General features: G+C 69.3%; 15 protein-coding genes and 1 riboswitch. Of the genes, 14 read left to right on the forward strand and 1 reads right to left on the reverse strand.

The window, feature by feature from the left end:
- The first annotated feature begins 267 nt into the window (after window positions 1-267).
- The 8 genes from QU595_RS16075 to QU595_RS16110 all read left to right on the forward strand — a co-directional run bounded on the left by QU595_RS16075 (window position 268) and on the right by QU595_RS16110 (window position 10223).
- The gene (locus tag QU595_RS16075) at window positions 268-1491 is read left to right on the forward strand and encodes a winged helix-turn-helix domain-containing protein (RefSeq protein ID WP_315923676.1); all 1224 of its coding nucleotides are present in this window, start codon (window positions 268-270) and stop codon (window positions 1489-1491) included.
- Window positions 1492-1496: 5 nt separating this feature from the next.
- A riboswitch (cobalamin riboswitch) is annotated at window positions 1497-1702 on the forward strand.
- Window positions 1703-1735: 33 nt separating this feature from the next.
- The gene (locus tag QU595_RS16080) at window positions 1736-2167 is read left to right on the forward strand and encodes a DUF1636 family protein (protein WP_315923678.1); all 432 of its coding nucleotides are present in this window, start codon (window positions 1736-1738) and stop codon (window positions 2165-2167) included.
- Window positions 2164-3201: a cobalamin biosynthesis protein CobW gene (gene cobW, locus QU595_RS16085; RefSeq protein WP_315923680.1), complete on the forward strand. Its 1038-nt coding sequence runs from the start codon at window positions 2164-2166 to the stop codon at window positions 3199-3201. Before QU595_RS16080 ends, cobW begins: the two co-directional genes overlap by 4 nt.
- A gap of 45 nt (window positions 3202-3246) precedes the next feature.
- Complete coding sequence (gene cobN / locus QU595_RS16090) at window positions 3247-6723, forward strand: cobaltochelatase subunit CobN (protein WP_315923682.1); 3477 nt, start codon at window positions 3247-3249, stop codon at window positions 6721-6723.
- Window positions 6720-8063 (forward strand): precorrin-3B synthase, encoded by a 1344-nt coding sequence (gene cobG, locus QU595_RS16095; RefSeq protein ID WP_315923684.1) that lies wholly within the window; start codon window positions 6720-6722, stop codon window positions 8061-8063. Before cobN ends, cobG begins: the two co-directional genes overlap by 4 nt.
- Window positions 8064-8065: 2 nt before the next feature.
- Complete coding sequence (locus QU595_RS16100; protein ID WP_315923686.1) at window positions 8066-8698, forward strand: precorrin-8X methylmutase; 633 nt, start codon at window positions 8066-8068, stop codon at window positions 8696-8698.
- Window positions 8695-9462, forward strand: coding sequence for a precorrin-2 C(20)-methyltransferase (locus QU595_RS16105; protein WP_315923688.1), 768 nt, complete (start codon window positions 8695-8697; stop codon window positions 9460-9462). Before QU595_RS16100 ends, QU595_RS16105 begins: the two co-directional genes overlap by 4 nt.
- Window positions 9459-10223 carry a precorrin-3B C(17)-methyltransferase gene (locus QU595_RS16110; RefSeq protein WP_315923690.1) on the forward strand — a complete coding sequence of 255 codons (765 nt, stop codon included), beginning with the start codon at window positions 9459-9461 and terminating at the stop codon, window positions 10221-10223. Before QU595_RS16105 ends, QU595_RS16110 begins: the two co-directional genes overlap by 4 nt.
- On the opposite strand, the gene QU595_RS16115 is transcribed toward QU595_RS16110, so the two are convergent.
- Window positions 10187-10954, reverse strand: coding sequence for a cobalt-precorrin-6A reductase (locus tag QU595_RS16115; RefSeq protein ID WP_315923692.1), 768 nt, complete (start codon window positions 10952-10954; stop codon window positions 10187-10189). The genes QU595_RS16110 and QU595_RS16115 overlap by 37 nt on opposite strands.
- Here QU595_RS16115 and cbiE point away from each other — a divergent pair.
- Genes cbiE through QU595_RS16145 form a run of 6 tightly spaced genes read left to right on the forward strand, consistent with a single transcriptional unit; the run spans window position 10941 to window position 16194 of the window.
- Window positions 10941-12179 carry a precorrin-6y C5,15-methyltransferase (decarboxylating) subunit CbiE gene (gene cbiE / locus QU595_RS16120; protein ID WP_410000510.1) on the forward strand — a complete coding sequence of 413 codons (1239 nt, stop codon included), beginning with the start codon at window positions 10941-10943 and terminating at the stop codon, window positions 12177-12179. The two genes, QU595_RS16115 and cbiE, sit on opposite strands and share 14 nt — an antisense overlap.
- Entirely contained in the window at window positions 12176-12556 is a 381-nt protein-coding gene (locus QU595_RS16125) for a cobalamin biosynthesis protein (RefSeq protein ID WP_315923694.1), read from the forward strand. The genes cbiE and QU595_RS16125 overlap by 4 nt, the downstream gene beginning before the upstream one ends.
- Window positions 12553-13317, forward strand: a complete 765-nt coding sequence (gene cobM, locus QU595_RS16130) for a precorrin-4 C(11)-methyltransferase (protein ID WP_315923696.1) — start codon at window positions 12553-12555, stop codon at window positions 13315-13317. The genes QU595_RS16125 and cobM overlap by 4 nt, the downstream gene beginning before the upstream one ends.
- Window positions 13314-14120, forward strand: a complete 807-nt coding sequence (gene cobA / locus QU595_RS16135) for a uroporphyrinogen-III C-methyltransferase (RefSeq protein WP_315923698.1) — start codon at window positions 13314-13316, stop codon at window positions 14118-14120. The genes cobM and cobA overlap by 4 nt, the downstream gene beginning before the upstream one ends.
- Entirely contained in the window at window positions 14117-15433 is a 1317-nt protein-coding gene (locus QU595_RS16140; protein ID WP_315923700.1) for a cobyrinate a,c-diamide synthase, read from the forward strand. Before cobA ends, QU595_RS16140 begins: the two co-directional genes overlap by 4 nt.
- The gene (locus QU595_RS16145; protein WP_315923702.1) at window positions 15430-16194 is read left to right on the forward strand and encodes an adenosylcobinamide-GDP ribazoletransferase; all 765 of its coding nucleotides are present in this window, start codon (window positions 15430-15432) and stop codon (window positions 16192-16194) included. Before QU595_RS16140 ends, QU595_RS16145 begins: the two co-directional genes overlap by 4 nt.
- The last annotated feature ends 11 nt before the right edge of the window (window positions 16195-16205 follow it).

A 16205-nucleotide genomic window follows, 5' to 3' on the forward strand; every position in this document is an offset into this window, starting at 1 on the left:
GCGTGGCCGTCCGGACCGCTGAGCCGATTGAGGGTCCCATGCTGCAACGCGGCGAGGGTTAGCGCAGCGGTTCCCGCGAAGCAAGTCCAACCTTGTCCTAAAAATGGCGCCAAGCGGGTAATACTGTAAATCCATGCCGCTTCACGGCGATTTGATTTCCTTCGCTTTTTACTCCACTTTTTATCCTGACAAGAATGCTGCCGTCCGGCTGCTAACATGGCTGGAATCGGGTGGCGGCTCGCGACCGCTCCGCAACAGGGATACGGCATGAAGGAAAAGATTTCTCTCGCCACCGCTCGCCGCATCGCGCTCGCCGCGCAGGGCTTCGCCGACGCCCGGCCGTCTGCCGTGCCGACCCGCAGGCACATCCATCGGGTGATCGGCCGCACCGGCCTGCTGCAGATCGATTCCGTCAGCACGGTCGTGCGCGCGCACTACATGCCCCATTATTCCAGGCTCGGCCCCTACCCCACGGAGCTTCTCGACGCATCCACGATCGGCCGCAGGCGAAGCCTGTTCGAATATTGGGCCCATGAGGCCTCCTTCCTGCCGGTCTCGACCTGGCCCCTGCTGCGCTGGCGCATGGAGCGGGCGGAGCGCGGCGAGGAGATGTATGCCGGCCTCGCCAAATTCGGCCGCGAGCGCGCCGCCTATATAGAAGACATCTACCGGATCGTGGCCGAGCGTGGCCCCGTGGCCGCCTCCGACATCGACGGCCAGAAGGGCAGCGGCGGCTGGTGGGGATGGAGCGACGCCAAGCACGCCTTCGAATGGCTGTTCTGGGCCGGCCGCATCACGACGGCCCGCAGGCGTGGCTTCGAGCGCCTGTACGACCTGCCCGAGCGGGTGCTGCCGCGCGAAGTGCTCGACCTGCCCACGCCGGCGCCCGCGGATGCCCATCGCGAGCTTCTGCGCATTGCGGCCAGGGCCCACGGAGTCGGCACCGCCGCCTGCCTGCGCGACTATTTCCGGCTTTCGCCCGGCGACGTCAAAGGCCGGATCGAGGAACTCGTGGAGGAAGGCGAACTCCTGCCGCTCCGCGTCGAGGGTTGGAGCAAGCCCGCCTACCTGCACAAGGATGCGCGTATTGCCCGCGCCATTCGCGCACGCGCCCTGCTCGCGCCGTTCGACCCGCTGGTCTTCGAGCGCAGCCGGGCCGAAAGCCTGTTCGGCTTCCGCTACCGCATCGAGATCTACACGCCGGCGCAGAAGCGCCAATACGGCTATTACGTGCTGCCGTTCCTGCTGGGCGACCGGCTGGTGGCCCGCATCGACCTTAAGGCCGACCGCCCCGCAGGCATCCTGCGCGTTCATGCCGCCTATGCCGAGGAGGGCGCGCCGGCCGAAACGGCACGACAGCTCTTCGAGGAATTGCGGCTCATGCAGGGCTGGCTCGGCCTCGAACGGCTCGAGATCACCCCGGCCGGCGACCTCGGCCCGGCGCTTGCGGACGCGGCCATGTCGCAGCCGCGCGTTGACAGTGTCGCATAGCCAAGCCTAAATCCCGCAAAGACGGTTCCTCTCCCTTCGCCGGGAGAGGCTAAGAGGGAATGCGGTGCGGAGCCGGAAGGCTTCAAATCCGCTGCTGTCCCCGCAACTGTAGGCGGCGAGCCGAGGCCGATAGCCACTGGATTTTCCGGGAAGGCGGCACCGAGGCGACGACCCGCGAGCCAGGAGACCTGCCGTCCGACCGAGAATCCCAACGCCTGGCGGGTGCCCCGGGCAAGGAGTTGATGTGGACCGCGACGGTTTTTTCTCAGACGAGACGCAGGAGGCGCCGACCGGCGGCGCGGGGCCCGGTTCCGTCACCGTGGTGGTCTGCCGCACCTGCCGTGACGAATCCGGTTCCGATGCCCATCCGCGCGCCGGCGAACTGCTGGCCGAACGCACGCGCAGTGCCGTCGCCGACGAAGCCGTGCGCGTGCGCACCGTCGAATGCCTCGGCAACTGCAAGCGCCGGCTCAGCGCCGCGATCCTGCGGGACGGCGCCTGGAGCTATGTGTTCGGCGACCTCTCGGTAGAGAATGGCCCCGATCTCGTGGCCGGCGCCAAGCTGTTCGCGGCCTCCGAAGACGGCCTCATTCCCTGGCGCGGCCGTCCCGATTGCCTCAAGCGCGGCCTCGTCGCGCGCATCCCTCCCCTCGATCTCCTGAAGGACCCGTCATGAGCGCATCCGCCGTCCGCGTTCCCTGCACCGTCGTCACCGGCTTCCTTGGTTCCGGCAAGACGACGCTGATCCGTCACATCCTCGAAAACGCCGGCGACAAGCGGCTTGCCCTGATCGTCAACGAGTTCGGCGACGTCGGCGTGGACGGCGAAATCCTCAAGGGCTGCGGCGTCGAAGCTTGCCCGGAAGAGAACATCGTGGAACTGGCCAACGGCTGCATCTGCTGCACCGTTGCGGATGATTTCGTGCCGGCGCTCGACCAGATCCTGTCGCGCACGCCCCGGGTGGACCATATCCTGATCGAAACGTCCGGCCTTGCCCTGCCCAAGCCGCTGGTGCAGGCCTTCCAGTGGCCCACGGTCAAGAACCGCGTCACGGTGGACGGCGTGGTGGCTGTGGTGGACGGCCCCGCCCTCGCCGCCGGTCGGGTGGCGTCCGACATGGACGCGCTGGCCGCGCAGGGCGCCGCCGACGGAACGCTCGACCATGACGACCCGGTGGAAGAGGTGTTCGAGGATCAGGTCGCCTGCGCCGACCTCATCATCCTGTCGAAGAACGACCTCATGGACGAAACCGGCGCCGCCCGGGCGAATGCCGTCATCGGCGAACATCTGTCGCGCGCGGTCAAGGTTCTGCCCACCGCGCACGGCAAGGTGGACCCCTCGGTCATGCTCGGCCTCGGCCTCGCCGTCGAGGACGACATCGAGAACCGCAAGAGCCATCACGACGGCATGGCGGATCACGAGCACGACGATTTCGATACGTTCGTGGTGGAAATCCCCTCCGTCGCCGATCCGGAGGAGCTTGCGCGCCGCGTCGCCACGGCCGCCGAAGCCGAGAACGTGCTGCGCGTGAAAGGCTTCGTGGAAGTGGCGGCAAAGCCGATGCGGCTTCTGGTGCAGGCCGTCGGTCCACGCGTGAACCATTATTACGACCGTGCCTGGACGCCGCAGGACGACCGCCGTTCGCGGCTGGTGGTGATCGGCCTCAAGGGGCTGAACCGCCCGGCCATCGAGAAGATGCTGGCGGGGTGACGCTGTGAGGCTCGCACGCCCAAAGCATTCCGGATGGCATAGACCATGCACATCCTGACCACCACATCCGCATCGCTCGACGATCTGGCCGAGCCCGTCGACCTGCGGCAGCAGCCGGCCGACATGGTGGCGCTGTCCTTCACCGACAGCGATCTGGCCGCACTCGCCGCGGCCTGGAAGGCCGAAGCGGACAGCCTTCCGTCCATGCGGCTGGCCGCCCTGCGCGACCTGCGCCACCCGATGTCGGTGGACCTGTGGGTGGACGGCGTGGCGCGGCACGCGAAAGTCATACTGGTGCGCATCCTCGGCGGTTACGATTGGTGGCGCTACGGCTGCGACCGGCTTTCGGCGCTGGCACGGGAACGCGGCATCAAGCTCGCGCTCCTGCCCGGCGAGGACCGCGACGCCGACTCGCGCCTTGCCGAAGCCTCCACCCTGCCGCAGGCCGAATTGAGCGCCCTGCTCGGCTATTTCCGCAATGGCGGCCCTGCCAACATGGCCGCGCTGGTGCGTCGCATGGCGGCCCTCGCCGGCCATGCGATGGATGCGCCCGCCCCTGTCGAGATACCGAAAGCCGGTTTTTATCGGCCCGGCGAAGGTGTCGTCGAACAGACAGCCGGTTTGCAGCCCACGCAGATCGACAAGGCGAAACCCGTCGTGCCGATCCTGTTCTACCGCTCCATGCTGCTGGCGGCCGACACCGCGCCGATCGACGCGCTGGCCGATGCGTTGCGCCAGAAAGGCATCGTGCCGGTGCCGATCTTCGTGGCCAGCCTGAAGGAAGCCGCTTCCCTCGCTTTCGCCGAAAACGCGCTGGCCGCGCTGAAGCCCTCGGCCGTCGTCACCGCCACCGCATTCGCTTGCGGAGCCGAACCGGGCGCGCAGACATTGTTCGACCGTGCCGGCGTGCCGGTCTTCCAGGTCATCGTCGCCACGACCCGGCGGGAAGCATGGGCAACCAACCAGCGCGGCCTGGCGCCGGCCGACCTCGCCATGCATGTCGTGCTGCCGGAACTCGACGGCCGTATCCTTGCCGGCGCGATCTCCTTCAAGGGAGAAACGGAGGCCGACGCCGCGCTCGGCTTCCGCGCCTTCGCCAACAGGCCGGAGGAGGATCGCGTAGCACAGGTGGCCGCCCGCATCGCCGCTTTCCTGCGCCTGCGGGCCACGCCACCGGCCGAGCGCCGCATAACCATCCTGATGCCGCATTACCCGAGCGCACCGGGCCGTACCGGCTATGCCGTCGGGCTGGACGTGCCGGAAAGCGTCCTGGCCATGCTGCACGACCTGAAGGACGCCGGCTATTCGGTTGAGAAGATTCCGCAATCCGCCCGGCAACTGCTCGACCTGCTCGAGGCAGGCACGCAAGGGACGGGCCTCGAAGACTACCGCCGCCACTTCGCCAAACTGCCTGCCGCAGCGCGCGAGGCTGTCGCGAAAGCATGGGGCGATCCTGCCGACGCCTTACCCTCCCCCTTGTGGGGAGGGTCGGCGCGAAGCGACGGGGTGGGGATGTCCAATACCGGAAACATGCCCCCACCCCGCCCTGCGGGCGACCCTCCCCACAACGGAGAGGGTAAAGGCGCCTTCGCCTTCAGCGCAGCAAATTTCGGCAACATTACCGTAGCCCTCGCGCCCGACCGGGGCCGCTTCGAGGACCGCCGCGCCGACTACCACGACCCAACCCTGCCGCCACGCCACGAACTCGTCGCCTTCGGCCTCTGGCTGCGCGAGACGCTGGGCGTTCACGCCCTTGTCCATGTCGGCGCGCACGGCACGCTGGAATGGCTGCCCGGCAAGACGGTGGCGCTGGGGCAGGACTGCTTTCCGGAGATCGTCGCCGGCCCATTGCCGGTGATCTATCCCTTCATCGTCTCCAATCCCGGCGAGGCCGCGCAAGCCAAGCGCCGCATCGCCGCCGTCACGCTCGGCCACCTGCCCCCGCCGCTGACGAGCGCGGGACTGGACGAGGACCGGCAGAGGCTGGAACGGCTCGTGGACGAATATGCGCAGGCCGACGGCCTCGACCGCCGCCGTCGCGACCGGCTGGCGAGGCTGATTGTTGAGACAGCCAGCCGCACCGGTCTTGCCGCCGAAGCCGGGGTCGCCGGCACCGACGCGCCGGACGAGGCGCTGCGCCGCATCGACGCCTGGCTGTGCGACCTCAAGGATTTCGCCGTGAAGGACGGCCTGCATGTCTACGGCCGTGCGGCGCCCGGCGAGGCCGATCCGCTGCGACTCGAAAGCGCGGCAGCAGAAAGGGCGGCGCTTCTGGCCGCGCTCGATGGCCGCCACATCCCCGCCGGCCCCTCCGGTGCCCCGGCGCGGGGCCGCACCGACGTGCTGCCCACCGGCCGCAATCTGTTCGCGGCCGATCCGCGCACGATGCCGACGCCGACGGCCTTCGACCTCGGCAAGGTCGCGGCCGACGAGATCGTCCTGTCCTACATGCAAAGCCACGGCGACTGGCCGCGCTCGCTGGTCATCGACCTGTGGGGTTCGGCCTCGCTGCGCACCGGCGGCGAGGAGATCGCGCAGGGCCTGGCGCTGATGGGCTGCCGCCCGCAATGGGACGCCGCCACGGGCCGCGTCACCGGCATCGAGGTGCTGCCGCCGGCCGCGCTGGGTCGACCGCGCGTGGACGTGACATGGCGCATCTCCGGCCTGTTCCGCGACATGTTCCCGACCCAGATCGCTCTCATTGACGCCGCTGCCGGTGCCGTGGCCGCGCGTGACGAAACGGACGACGAAAACCCGTTGGCGGCCGTCACGCGCGCGGAAGGCAAACGCCAGCCGCGCATTTTCGGCTCTTCTCCCGGCACCTACGGCGCGGGCGTCGAAAGCCTGCTCGCCAGCGGCGATTGGGAACGGCGCGAGGAAATCGGCCGCGCCTATCTCGACAGCGCCTCGCACGTCTTTGGCGGCGCCGAGGGCGAAGGCACGCAGGCGCCCGGCGCCTTCGCCGGCCGCATCGCCGAAGCCGACCTTCTGGTCCATACCGGCGACGATCCGGGCCGCGACATCCTCGAAGGCTCGGCCGACGTCGCCTTCATCGGCGGCTTTTCGGCGGCGCTGGCTGCGCTCGGCAGCAACGCCGACGTTATCGTGCTCGACACCACCGACCCGCAGAAACCGAAACCGCGCTCCGTCTCGGAAGCGGTCACGCGCGTGGTGCGCGCCCGCGCCGTCAATCCGCGCTTCATCGCCGGCCAGATGCGGCACGGACCGCGCGGCGCCTCCGAATTCGCCGAGACCGTGGACCGGCTCGTGGGCTTCGCCGAAACCACCCATGCCATTCCGGGCAGCCTGGTCGAAGCCGTCTACGACGCCTATCTGGGCGATCCGCAGGTGCGGGCCTTCCTGCTGCGCGAGAACCCGGCGGCGGCCAAGGTCATCGCCGAGCGCTTCCAGTCTGCGCGCCGGCGCGGCCTGTGGCATCCATTGCGTAATTCCATCGACGACGATCTGACGGCCCTGATCGCCGAAGCGTCGGTTGCGCCTTCTTCGGAGGCGGCAGAATGAACGCCCCTGCCCGCCGCGGCGCCTGCCCGGCGCTTTCCGCGCCCATGCAGACCGGAGACGGCCTGCTCGCGCGCCTCAACCCCATCGCTGGAGGTTTTTCGTCCAACGCCTTGATCGGACTCTGCGAATCCGCCTTGCGGCACGGCAACGGCATCGTCGAGGTCACCGCGCGCGGCTCCGTGCAGATCCGCGGACTCACTCCGTCAAGCGCCCCGCGCCTGGAGGCGGACGTCGATGCGCTTGGCATCGCCGTGCGCAGCGGCGTACCGGTGGAGACCGGACCCCTGGCCGGCATCGACCCGGACGAAATTGCCGATCCCCGCCCGCTCGCCGAAGAAATCCGCACTGCGATCGCCAGGGCGCACCTGGGCACGCGCCTCGGTCCCAAGGTGTCCGTCGTGATCGACGGCGGCGGCCGCATCGACCTCGCCGACATCATCGGAGACGTGCGCCTTGTCGCGGTCGAGCGGAACGACGAGGTGCTCTGGCACGTCGCTGTCGGCGGAGACGCCGCGACCGCGAAGCCGCTCGGCTTCGTCGAAGCAGTCCATGCCCGTCCCGCCGCGATCGCTCTCCTGGAGGCTGTCGCGAATCTTGGTCGGGAGGGGCGGGCGCGAGATTTGACCGACGCGCATCGCATTGTTGCGGCAATGCCCCTCTCCGGCCCACCGGCCACCTCCTCCTCACGGAGGGGAACACACCAGAAAGCCAGGGCTGTGGCCATTTTCCCGCTTGCCGATGGCACTCATGCGCTTGGGCTGACGCTGCCTTTCGGCTCGATGCCTGCGGAAGCCGTCATTGCGCTGGCGGAAGCTGCGAAGGCCCTCGGGGCGACCGAACTCCGCCCTGCTCCCGATCGTGCCCTGCTGATCCCCGGCCTGACCCGCGAAGCCTGCGCCGAATTGCAGCAAACCGCCTCCCATCAGGGCTTCGTAACCGATCCGGCCGATCCAAGACTGGCCATGGCCGCCTGCCCCGGCCGCCCGGCCTGCGCCTCAGGCCGCATCTTCACCCGCGACATCGCCACCGAATTCGCCGCATCTGCTCCCGATCTTCTCGACGGCTCCTTTGCGCTGCACGTCTCCGGCTGCGCCAAGGGCTGCGCCCATGCCGGCGCCACGATGCTCACCCTCGTGGGCGACGACGACGGAGCCGCGCTTGTCGTGGACGGAACGGCGAAATCGCTTCCGGCTGCTAAGGTACCGCACTATGAGGCGTTGGCCGGCCTTCGCAGAATCGCTTCGCTGGTGCGCGACACGAAGCGACCGGGAGAAACCGCCGCCGCCTGCCTCGCCCGTCTCGGCGCAGCAAAAATTGCAACCGCCTTCGCACAGGAATGAACATGCCCGCCTACGACTATATCCGCGACGGCAACGCGATCTACGAACGCTCCTTCGCCATCATCCACGAGGAAGCGGAACTTGCGCGCTTTTCGCCCGAGGAGGCCGATGTGGCGGTCCGCATGGTCCATGCGTGCGGTCAGGTCGAGGCGGCGAAAAGCTTCGAGTTCGGCCCGGGTTTCGTCGCCGCCGCCCGCGCGGCCTTGCGGGCCGGCGCGCCGATCTTCTGCGACGCCGAGATGGTGGCGCATGGCGTGACCCGCGCCCGCCTGCCCGCCGGCAACGAGGTGGTCTGCACGCTGCGGGATCCGCGAACGGCCGAAATCGCCAAGGAAATCGGCAACACCCGCTCGGCCGCGGCAATCGACCTGTGGGGGCCGCGCATGGAAGGCGCGGTGGTGGCCATCGGCAACGCCCCGACGGCGCTGTTCTATCTGCTTGAAAAGCTGCGTGACGGCGCGCCGAAGCCCGCGGCCATCCTCGGCATGCCCGTAGGCTTCGTCGGCGCCGCCGAATCCAAGGAGGCGCTGGCGGACAACTCCTACGGCGTGCCATGGGCGATCGTGCGCGGCCGGCTGGGCGGCAGCGCCATGACGGCGGCGGCGCTGAATGCGCTGGCGAGGGCAGGCCTGTGAGCGGCGCCGTGTCTTCCGGCCGTCTGATCGGCGTCGGCACCGGCCCCGGAGACCCCGAACTGCTGACGCTGAAGGCCGTGCGCGCGCTCGGCGAGGCCGACATTGTGGCGCATTTCGCCAAGCGCACCGGCAACGGCAACGCGCGCGCCATCGTCGAAGGTCGCCTGAAGCCCGGCGCGGTCGAATTGCCGCTTCACTATCCGGTGACCACCGAAATCGACAAGGATCACGACGACTACAAGGCGCAGATCCTCGCCTTCTACGAGCAGTCCGCGGCGAAGGTGGCCGGGCACCTCGAAGCCGGCCGCACGGTCGCGGTGCTGTCGGAGGGCGACCCGCTGTTCTACGGCTCCTATATGCACCTGCATGTCAGGCTGGCGCACCGCTTCCCCACGCAGGTGATCCCCGGCGTCACGGCCATGTCCGGCTGCTGGTCGCTGACCGGCGAGCCGATCGTGCAGGGCGACGACGTGCTGACCGTGCTGCCCGGCACGATGAGCGAGTTCGAGCTGACGCGCCGGCTGGCGGACACCGACGCCGCCGTCATCATGAAAGTCGGCCGCAACCTGCCCAAGATCAGGCGCGCGCTGACCGCCGCCGACAGGCTGGAACGCGCGGTCTATGTCGAGCGCGGCACCATGTCCAACGGGACCTCCATGCGGCTGGCGGACAAGTCCGACGATGTCGCGCCCTATTTCAGCATCATCCTGGTGGCCGGCTGGACGGCGCGGCCGGGCGTGCAGGCTTCGAGAGTGGTGCTGTGAGCGGAAAGCTGACCGTCATCGGCCTCGGCCCCGGCAATGCCGACCAGGTCACGCCTGAAGCGGGCAACGCCGTTGCCGAAGCCAGCTTCTTCTACGGCTACAAGCCCTATCTTGACCGGCTGAATCTCGGCCCGCACCAGCAGGCCGTCGCCTCCGACAATCGCGAGGAGCTGGCCCGGGCCAAGGAAGCCCTGGCCAAGGCGGCCGAAGGCCATGCGGTGGCCGTGGTTTCCGGCGGCGACCCGGGCGTCTTCGCCATGGCCGCCGCCGTTTGCGAGGCGATCGAAGCCGGACCCGACGAGTGGCGCGAACTGGACATCGCCGTGGTGCCGGGCATCACCGCCATGCTGGCTGTCGCCGCCCGCATCGGCGCGCCCCTCGGGCACGATTTCTGCGCCATCTCGCTGTCGGACAACCTGAAACCGTGGGACTTGATCGAACTGCGCCTGCTGGCGGCAGCGGGCGCCGGCTTCGTCATTGCGCTCTATAATCCGATCAGCAAGGCGCGGCCTTGGCAGCTCGGCCGCGCTTTCGAGGCGCTCGCCGCCGTGCTGCCGGGCACCGTGCCGGTGATCTTCGGCCGCGCCGCAGGCAGGCCGGACGAGCGCATCGAGGTGACGCCGCTGGCGCTTGCCGATCCGGCCAGGGCAGACATGGCCACCTGCATCATCATCGGCTCGCCGGAAACCCGCATCATCAAGAGAAATGGCCGTCCGGCCCTCGTCTATACGCCCCGCTCCGCGACGGGGCCAGGCAGATGAGCGGCCATCGCCACCACGTCCTCGACGGTCGAGGCGGACGGAACCTCCGGCAGCACCGGCCGGCGGATCATCACCGCCTCGATGCCGAGTGCCCGCGCCGCCGCGATCTTGCCGTAGGTGGCCGCGCCGCCGCTGTCCTTGGATACGATCGCATCGACGCCATGCGCCTTGAGCAGTTCGCGCTCGTCCGCCTCGCGGAAAGGCCCGCGCGCCAAAATATATTCGGCATGCGGCACGGCCAGCGGCGGCTCGACCGGATCGACGCTGCGAATGAGGTAGCGGTGCTGCGGCGCGGCCTCGAACGCGCTGACCTCCTGCCTGCCGAGCGACAGGAAAACGTGGCGAGGTTCGGCGCCCAAGGCCTCGGCGGCCGCCTGCGCATCCTTTACCAGCGTCCAGCGGTCGCCGGCCATCTGCTCCCAGCCGGGGCGGCGCAGCGCCAGGATCGGCACGCCGGCAAGCCGCGCGGCTTCGGCCGCGTTGGCGGAGATGCGGGCCGCATAGGGGTGCGTGGCGTCGATCAGCAGGTCGATTTCCTTGTCCCTGAGATGCCGCGCCAGACCCTGCGCGCCGCCGAACCCGCCGCTGCGGACAGGCACGCCCTGCGCCACCGGGCTCGTCGTGCGGCCGGCCAGCGACAGCACCACCTTGAAGCCGGGCCGTGCGGCAAGCGCGGCCGCCAATTGCCGGGACTCCGTGGTTCCGCCGAGTATCAGGATGCGTTTGGCCATCATGTCTGCTGAAGCGCGCGCCCCCTGGCTCACCATTGTCGGCATCGGCGAGGACGGTGTAGCCGGTCTCGGCGACGAGGCCAAGCGCGCGATCGCAGAAGCGGAATTCGTCTTCGGCGGCGCGCGCCATCTTGAACTGACGCAACCCATCATCAAGGGCCAGCTTCAACGCTGGCCGACGCCGTTCGATCCGGAAATGCGCGCCGTTCTGGAACTGGCTGGCCGGAAAGTCTGCGTCCTGGCCTCCGGCGACCCGTTCTTCCACGGCGTCGGCGTGACATTGGCGCGAAAGGTGCCGCCGCCCGAAATGCGGGTCATTCCGGCGCCCTCCTCCATCTCGCTCGCTGCCGCGCGGCTTGGCTTGGCCTTGCAGGACATTGAAACGGTCTCGCTGCATGGCCGGCCGATCGATCTGGTTCGCCCGCTGCTGCATCCCGGCGCGCGGCTCCTGGCACTGACCTCGGATGCCGCCGCCCCTGCCGCCATCGCGGCGCTTCTTACCGAACTCGGTTTCGGCGGCTCGCGGCTCACCGTGCTGGAAGCGCTCGGCGGCCCCGGTGAGAAGACCCGCGAAACGCAAGCGAGCAGCTTCGCCCTCGAAAACCTCAATCCGCTCAACGTGCTGGCGATAGAGGTTGAATCATCTCGGGACGCCCGCATCCTGCCGCTGACGGCCGGCCTCGCGGATGACCTGTTCGAACATGACGGCCAGATCACCAAGCGCGAAATCCGCGCGCTCACCCTCTCCGCCCTCGCCCCCCGCCGTGGCGAAGTGCTGTGGGACATCGGCGCGGGCTCCGGCTCCATCGGCATCGAATGGATGCTGGCGCACCCGTCGCTGCGCGCCGTCGCCATCGAGGCGAATGGCGAGCGCGCCGCCCGTATCCGCCGCAATGCGGCCGCTTGCGGCATTCCCGGCCTTGTCGTTGTCGAAGGCGCCGCACCCGGCGCATTGGACGGGCTGGAAACGCCCGATGCGATCTTCATCGGCGGCGGCGGCAGCGATGCCGGCGTGCTGGATGCCGCGCTCGATGCGTTACGCCCCGGCGGACGCCTCGTCGCCAATGCGGTGACGCTGGAGATGGAGGCGCTGCTGCTGGCCCGGCACGCCGTGCTCGGCGGCGAACTCACCCGCATCGCCGTTTCCCGCGCCGCGCCGGTCGGCACCATGCAGGGCTGGCGCCCCGCCATGCCGGTGACGCAATGGAGCTGGGAAAAGCCATGATCGTCGCAGGCATCGGCTGCCGCAAGAATGCCAGCGTGGACGACGTGCTGGCGGCCATCAACGCCGCCTTGAAGGCGCACGCGCTTTCGCCAACGGCCCTGTCGGCGCTCGCCACCGCCAAGTTCAAGCAGGACGAGGCGGCCATCATCGCCGCCGGCCAGCGCCTGCAACTGCCTGTGCTTCTGGCGGACGAGGCGGCAATGCAGGTCGTCTCATTGCGCGCGCTCACCCAGTCGCAATTCTCGCTGGCCGTTTCGGGCGCGCCTTCCGTGTCCGAGACCGCAGCACTTGCCGGCGCCGGCCGTCTTTCCCGCCTGCTCGGGCCCCGAACCGTGCACGGCCCTGTCACCTGCGCCATCGCGGAGAGCAACGCATGACCGTGCATTTCATCGGCGCCGGTCCGGGCGCGGCCGACCTCATCACCCTGCGCGGCGCAAACCTGCTCGCGTCCTGCCCGGTCTGCCTCTATGCCGGCTCGATCGTCGCGCCCGAACTGCTTCAGCATTGCGGGCCGGAAACGCGGCTGGTCGACACCGCTCCGATGTCGCTCGACGAGATCGAGGCCGAATATGTTTCTGCGCACGCCGCGGGCCTCGATGTCGCGCGCCTGCATTCGGGCGATCTTTCCGTATGGAGCGCCGTGGCCGAGCAGATCCGCCGGCTCGAACGGCACGGCATTCCCTATACGCTCACCCCCGGCGTGCCGGCCTTCGCGGCAGCAGCGGCGGCCCTCGGGCGCGAACTGACCATTCCCGAGGTGGCGCAGAGCCTCGTGCTCACGCGCGTTTCGGGGCGGGCGTCGAAGATGCCGCCGGGCGAGACGCTTGCCGGCTTCGGCCGCACCGGCGCGACACTGGCCATCCACCTGGCCATCCACGCGCTGGACCGGGTCGTGGCCGAACTCACCCCGCATTACGGCCCCGATTGCCCCGTCGCCATCGTCTTCCGCGCCACCTGGCCGGACGAACGCGTGGTTCGCGGCACGCTGGCGACCATAGCGCGACAGCTCGCCGCCGATCCGATCGAGCGCACGGCCATCATCTTCGTCGGGCGTTCGCTGGCCGCCGAGGATTTTTCCGAAAGCTCGCTTTACGATGCCTTTTACCAGCGCCGTTTTCGCGGAAGGGATGGATTGTGAGCGACGTTCCGGAAAAGACCGCGCTGTCGCAAGCGCTGCAACGCCTGGATTTGCGGCCGCGCACGCTCGAGCCCGGCCATGTCTGGCTGGTCGGTGCCGGACCTGGAGATCCCAGCCTGCTGACGCTGGATGCCCTCAACGCGCTCGCCCAGGCCGACGCGCTGGTGCATGACGCGCTGGTTTCGCCCGAAATCGTTGCGGCAGCCGAACAGGCCGAGAAATTCTATGTCGGCAAGCGCGGCGGCCGGCTGTCCATCCCGCAGGACGAGATCAACGCGCTGCTGGTGCGGCTGGCGAACGCAGGACGCAAGGTCGTGCGCCTGAAGGGCGGCCACCCCTATGTTTTCGGCCGTGGCGGCGAGGAGGCGCGCGCCTTGGTGGAGGCAGGCATTCCCTATCGGGTGCTTCCCGGCATAACCTCGGCGTTCGGCGGCCTCACCTCGGCCGGCATTCCGGCCACCATGCGCGGCGTCAACGGCGCGATCATCCTGGCCACCGGCTTCGCCGCCGTCTCCGACGACCGCCCCGACTGGACAGCGCTGGCACGCACCGGCCAGCCTATCATCGTCTATATGGGCCTTACCCATATGGCCGCGACCGTCGCAGACCTGATCGCCGGCGGCCTCGCGCACGAGACCCCGGCAGCCCTGATCGAGAACGCGACGCTGCCGCAGGAGCGCACCGTGGTCGCGACCTTGGGCACGCTGGCGGAAGCTGCAAGCCGCGAAAACATCGTCTCGCCCGCCCTCATCGTCATCGGCGGCATCGTGGCCCTGCGCGCAGAACTGGCGGGCCGCGAATGAGCGCCCGCGCCATCGTCGTCGGAGCGCCGCGCTCCGGTTCGGGCAAGACCAGCGTGACGATCGGCCTGCTGCGCGCGCTCGCACGGCGCGGATTGCGCGTACGCGGCGCGAAATCCGGCCCCGACTACATCGACCCGGGCTTCCACGAGGCGGCCACCGGTCTTCCCGGCGTCAATCTCGACAGTTGGGCCATGGCTCCGGCCTTGCTGAACGGGCTTGCACGGCAGGCGGCGGCGGATGCCGATTTCATCGTGCTGGAAAGCGCCATGGGCCTGTTCGACGGCATTCCCGGCGTGTCCGGCCGTTCGGGCTCGGCGGCCGATCTTGCCGCGCTCTACGGCATCCCGACGCTGCTGGTGCTCGACGTGTCGGGCCAGTCCACCACGGTCGCGGCCGTCGCCAAGGGTTTCGCCACCTATCGCACCGATGTCGCCATTGCCGGCGTGGTGCTGAACCGGCTGGGCAGCGAGCGGCATCGCAAGCTTTGCGCCGACGCGGTCGAAGCCCTCGGCCTGCCGGTGGTGGGCGCGATCCAGCGCGACCCCTCGCTCACCATGCCCGAGCGGCATCTGGGGCTGGTGCAGGCCGGCGAGCATGACGACCTCATGGCCTTCATCGACCGCATGGCCGACATGGTCGAGCGCTCGCTCGACCTCGACGCGGTCATCGAATTGGCGAAGCCTCTGCGCCCCGCGGAAGGCGATTTCGGCCTTGCTTTGCCCCCGCCCGGCCAGCGCATCGCGCTGGCGCAGGACCGCGCCTTCACCTTCCTCTACCCGCATGTCGTGCGCCGCTGGCGCGACGCCGGCGCCGAGATCATGCCTTTCTCGCCGCTGGCGGACGACGCGCCCGCAGCCGGCTGCGACATCTGCTGGCTGCCCGGCGGCTATCCGGAACTGCATGCCGGCCGGCTGGCCGCCGCCGGGAACTTCCGCGCCGGCATGGAGGCTTTCGCGCAGGCAAAGCCGGTGCATGGCGAGTGCGGCGGCTTCATGGTGCTGGGGCAGGCGCTGGAAGACGCGGACGGCATCGTCCACCCCATGCTCGGCCTGCTCGGCCATTCGACCAGCTTCGCCAGGCGCAGGATGAATCTCGGCTACCGGCAGGCCCGTCTGGCGGTCGACTGTCCGCTGGGGCCGGCCGGCAGCCTGATCCGGGGCCACGAATTCCATTATGCGCGCGTGACGGACCCCGGCGACGATGCCCCTCTGGCCGATCTTGCCGATGGCCAGGGCATGCCGCTCGGGCCTTCCGGCGGGCGGCGCGGCCATGTCAGCGGCACCTTCTTCCATGCCATTGCGAGGGGCGAGTGAACGGTCTCTCCGCACGACGCCTTGCCGATGACGCGGCGCTCTGCCTGGTCTTCTTCACGCGCCTGCCTTTGCCGAACCTCGATTTCGCAGGCCGCTCGCTGGCCCGGGCCATCTGGGCCGCCCCCGTCGCCGGACTCGCGGTCGCGCTGATCGGGGCGCTCGTCTATGCCGTCGGAACGCGGCTCGGCCTCGCTTTCGGCCCTGCGGCGGCGCTGGCGCTGGCCGCCACGCTGCTGGCGACCGGCGGACTGCACGAGGATGGACTGTCCGACGTGGCCGACGGGTTCGGCGGCGGACGTACGCGCGAGCGCAAGCTGGAGATCATGCGCGACAGCCGCATCGGCTCCTACGGCGCGGCCGCACTTGGCCTGTCGCTGCTGCTGCGCTGGAGCGCGCTCGCCGAACTGACGAGCGCGGCGCATGTGCTTGCCGCGCTGGTCGCCGCCCATTGCGCCTCGCGCGGGCTGATGGCCGCTTTCATGCATCTGCTGCCGCCGGCCCGCGCCGATGGGCTTTCCGCCGGCGCAGGCAGCGTGACGTTCGACACCGCGCTTGCCGGAATTGTTCTTGGCGGTGTCGCCATGCTGCCGCTCGGTTTCGGAGGCTTCGTCGCCGGGCTTCTGCTGCTCGCCGCGGTCCTTGCCACATTTCGCCAGCTTTGCCTGCATCAGATCGGCGGGCAAACCGGCGACACGGTAGGCGCGCTGCAGCAACTGGCGGAGATCGCGGTCCTTCTCGTCGCCTCGGCTTCCTTGACCTGATTCGCTTTTGG

The sequence above is a fragment of the Mesorhizobium sp. SP-1A genome (assembly GCF_032460275.1).
Classification (GTDB): domain Bacteria; phylum Pseudomonadota; class Alphaproteobacteria; order Rhizobiales; family Rhizobiaceae; genus Mesorhizobium.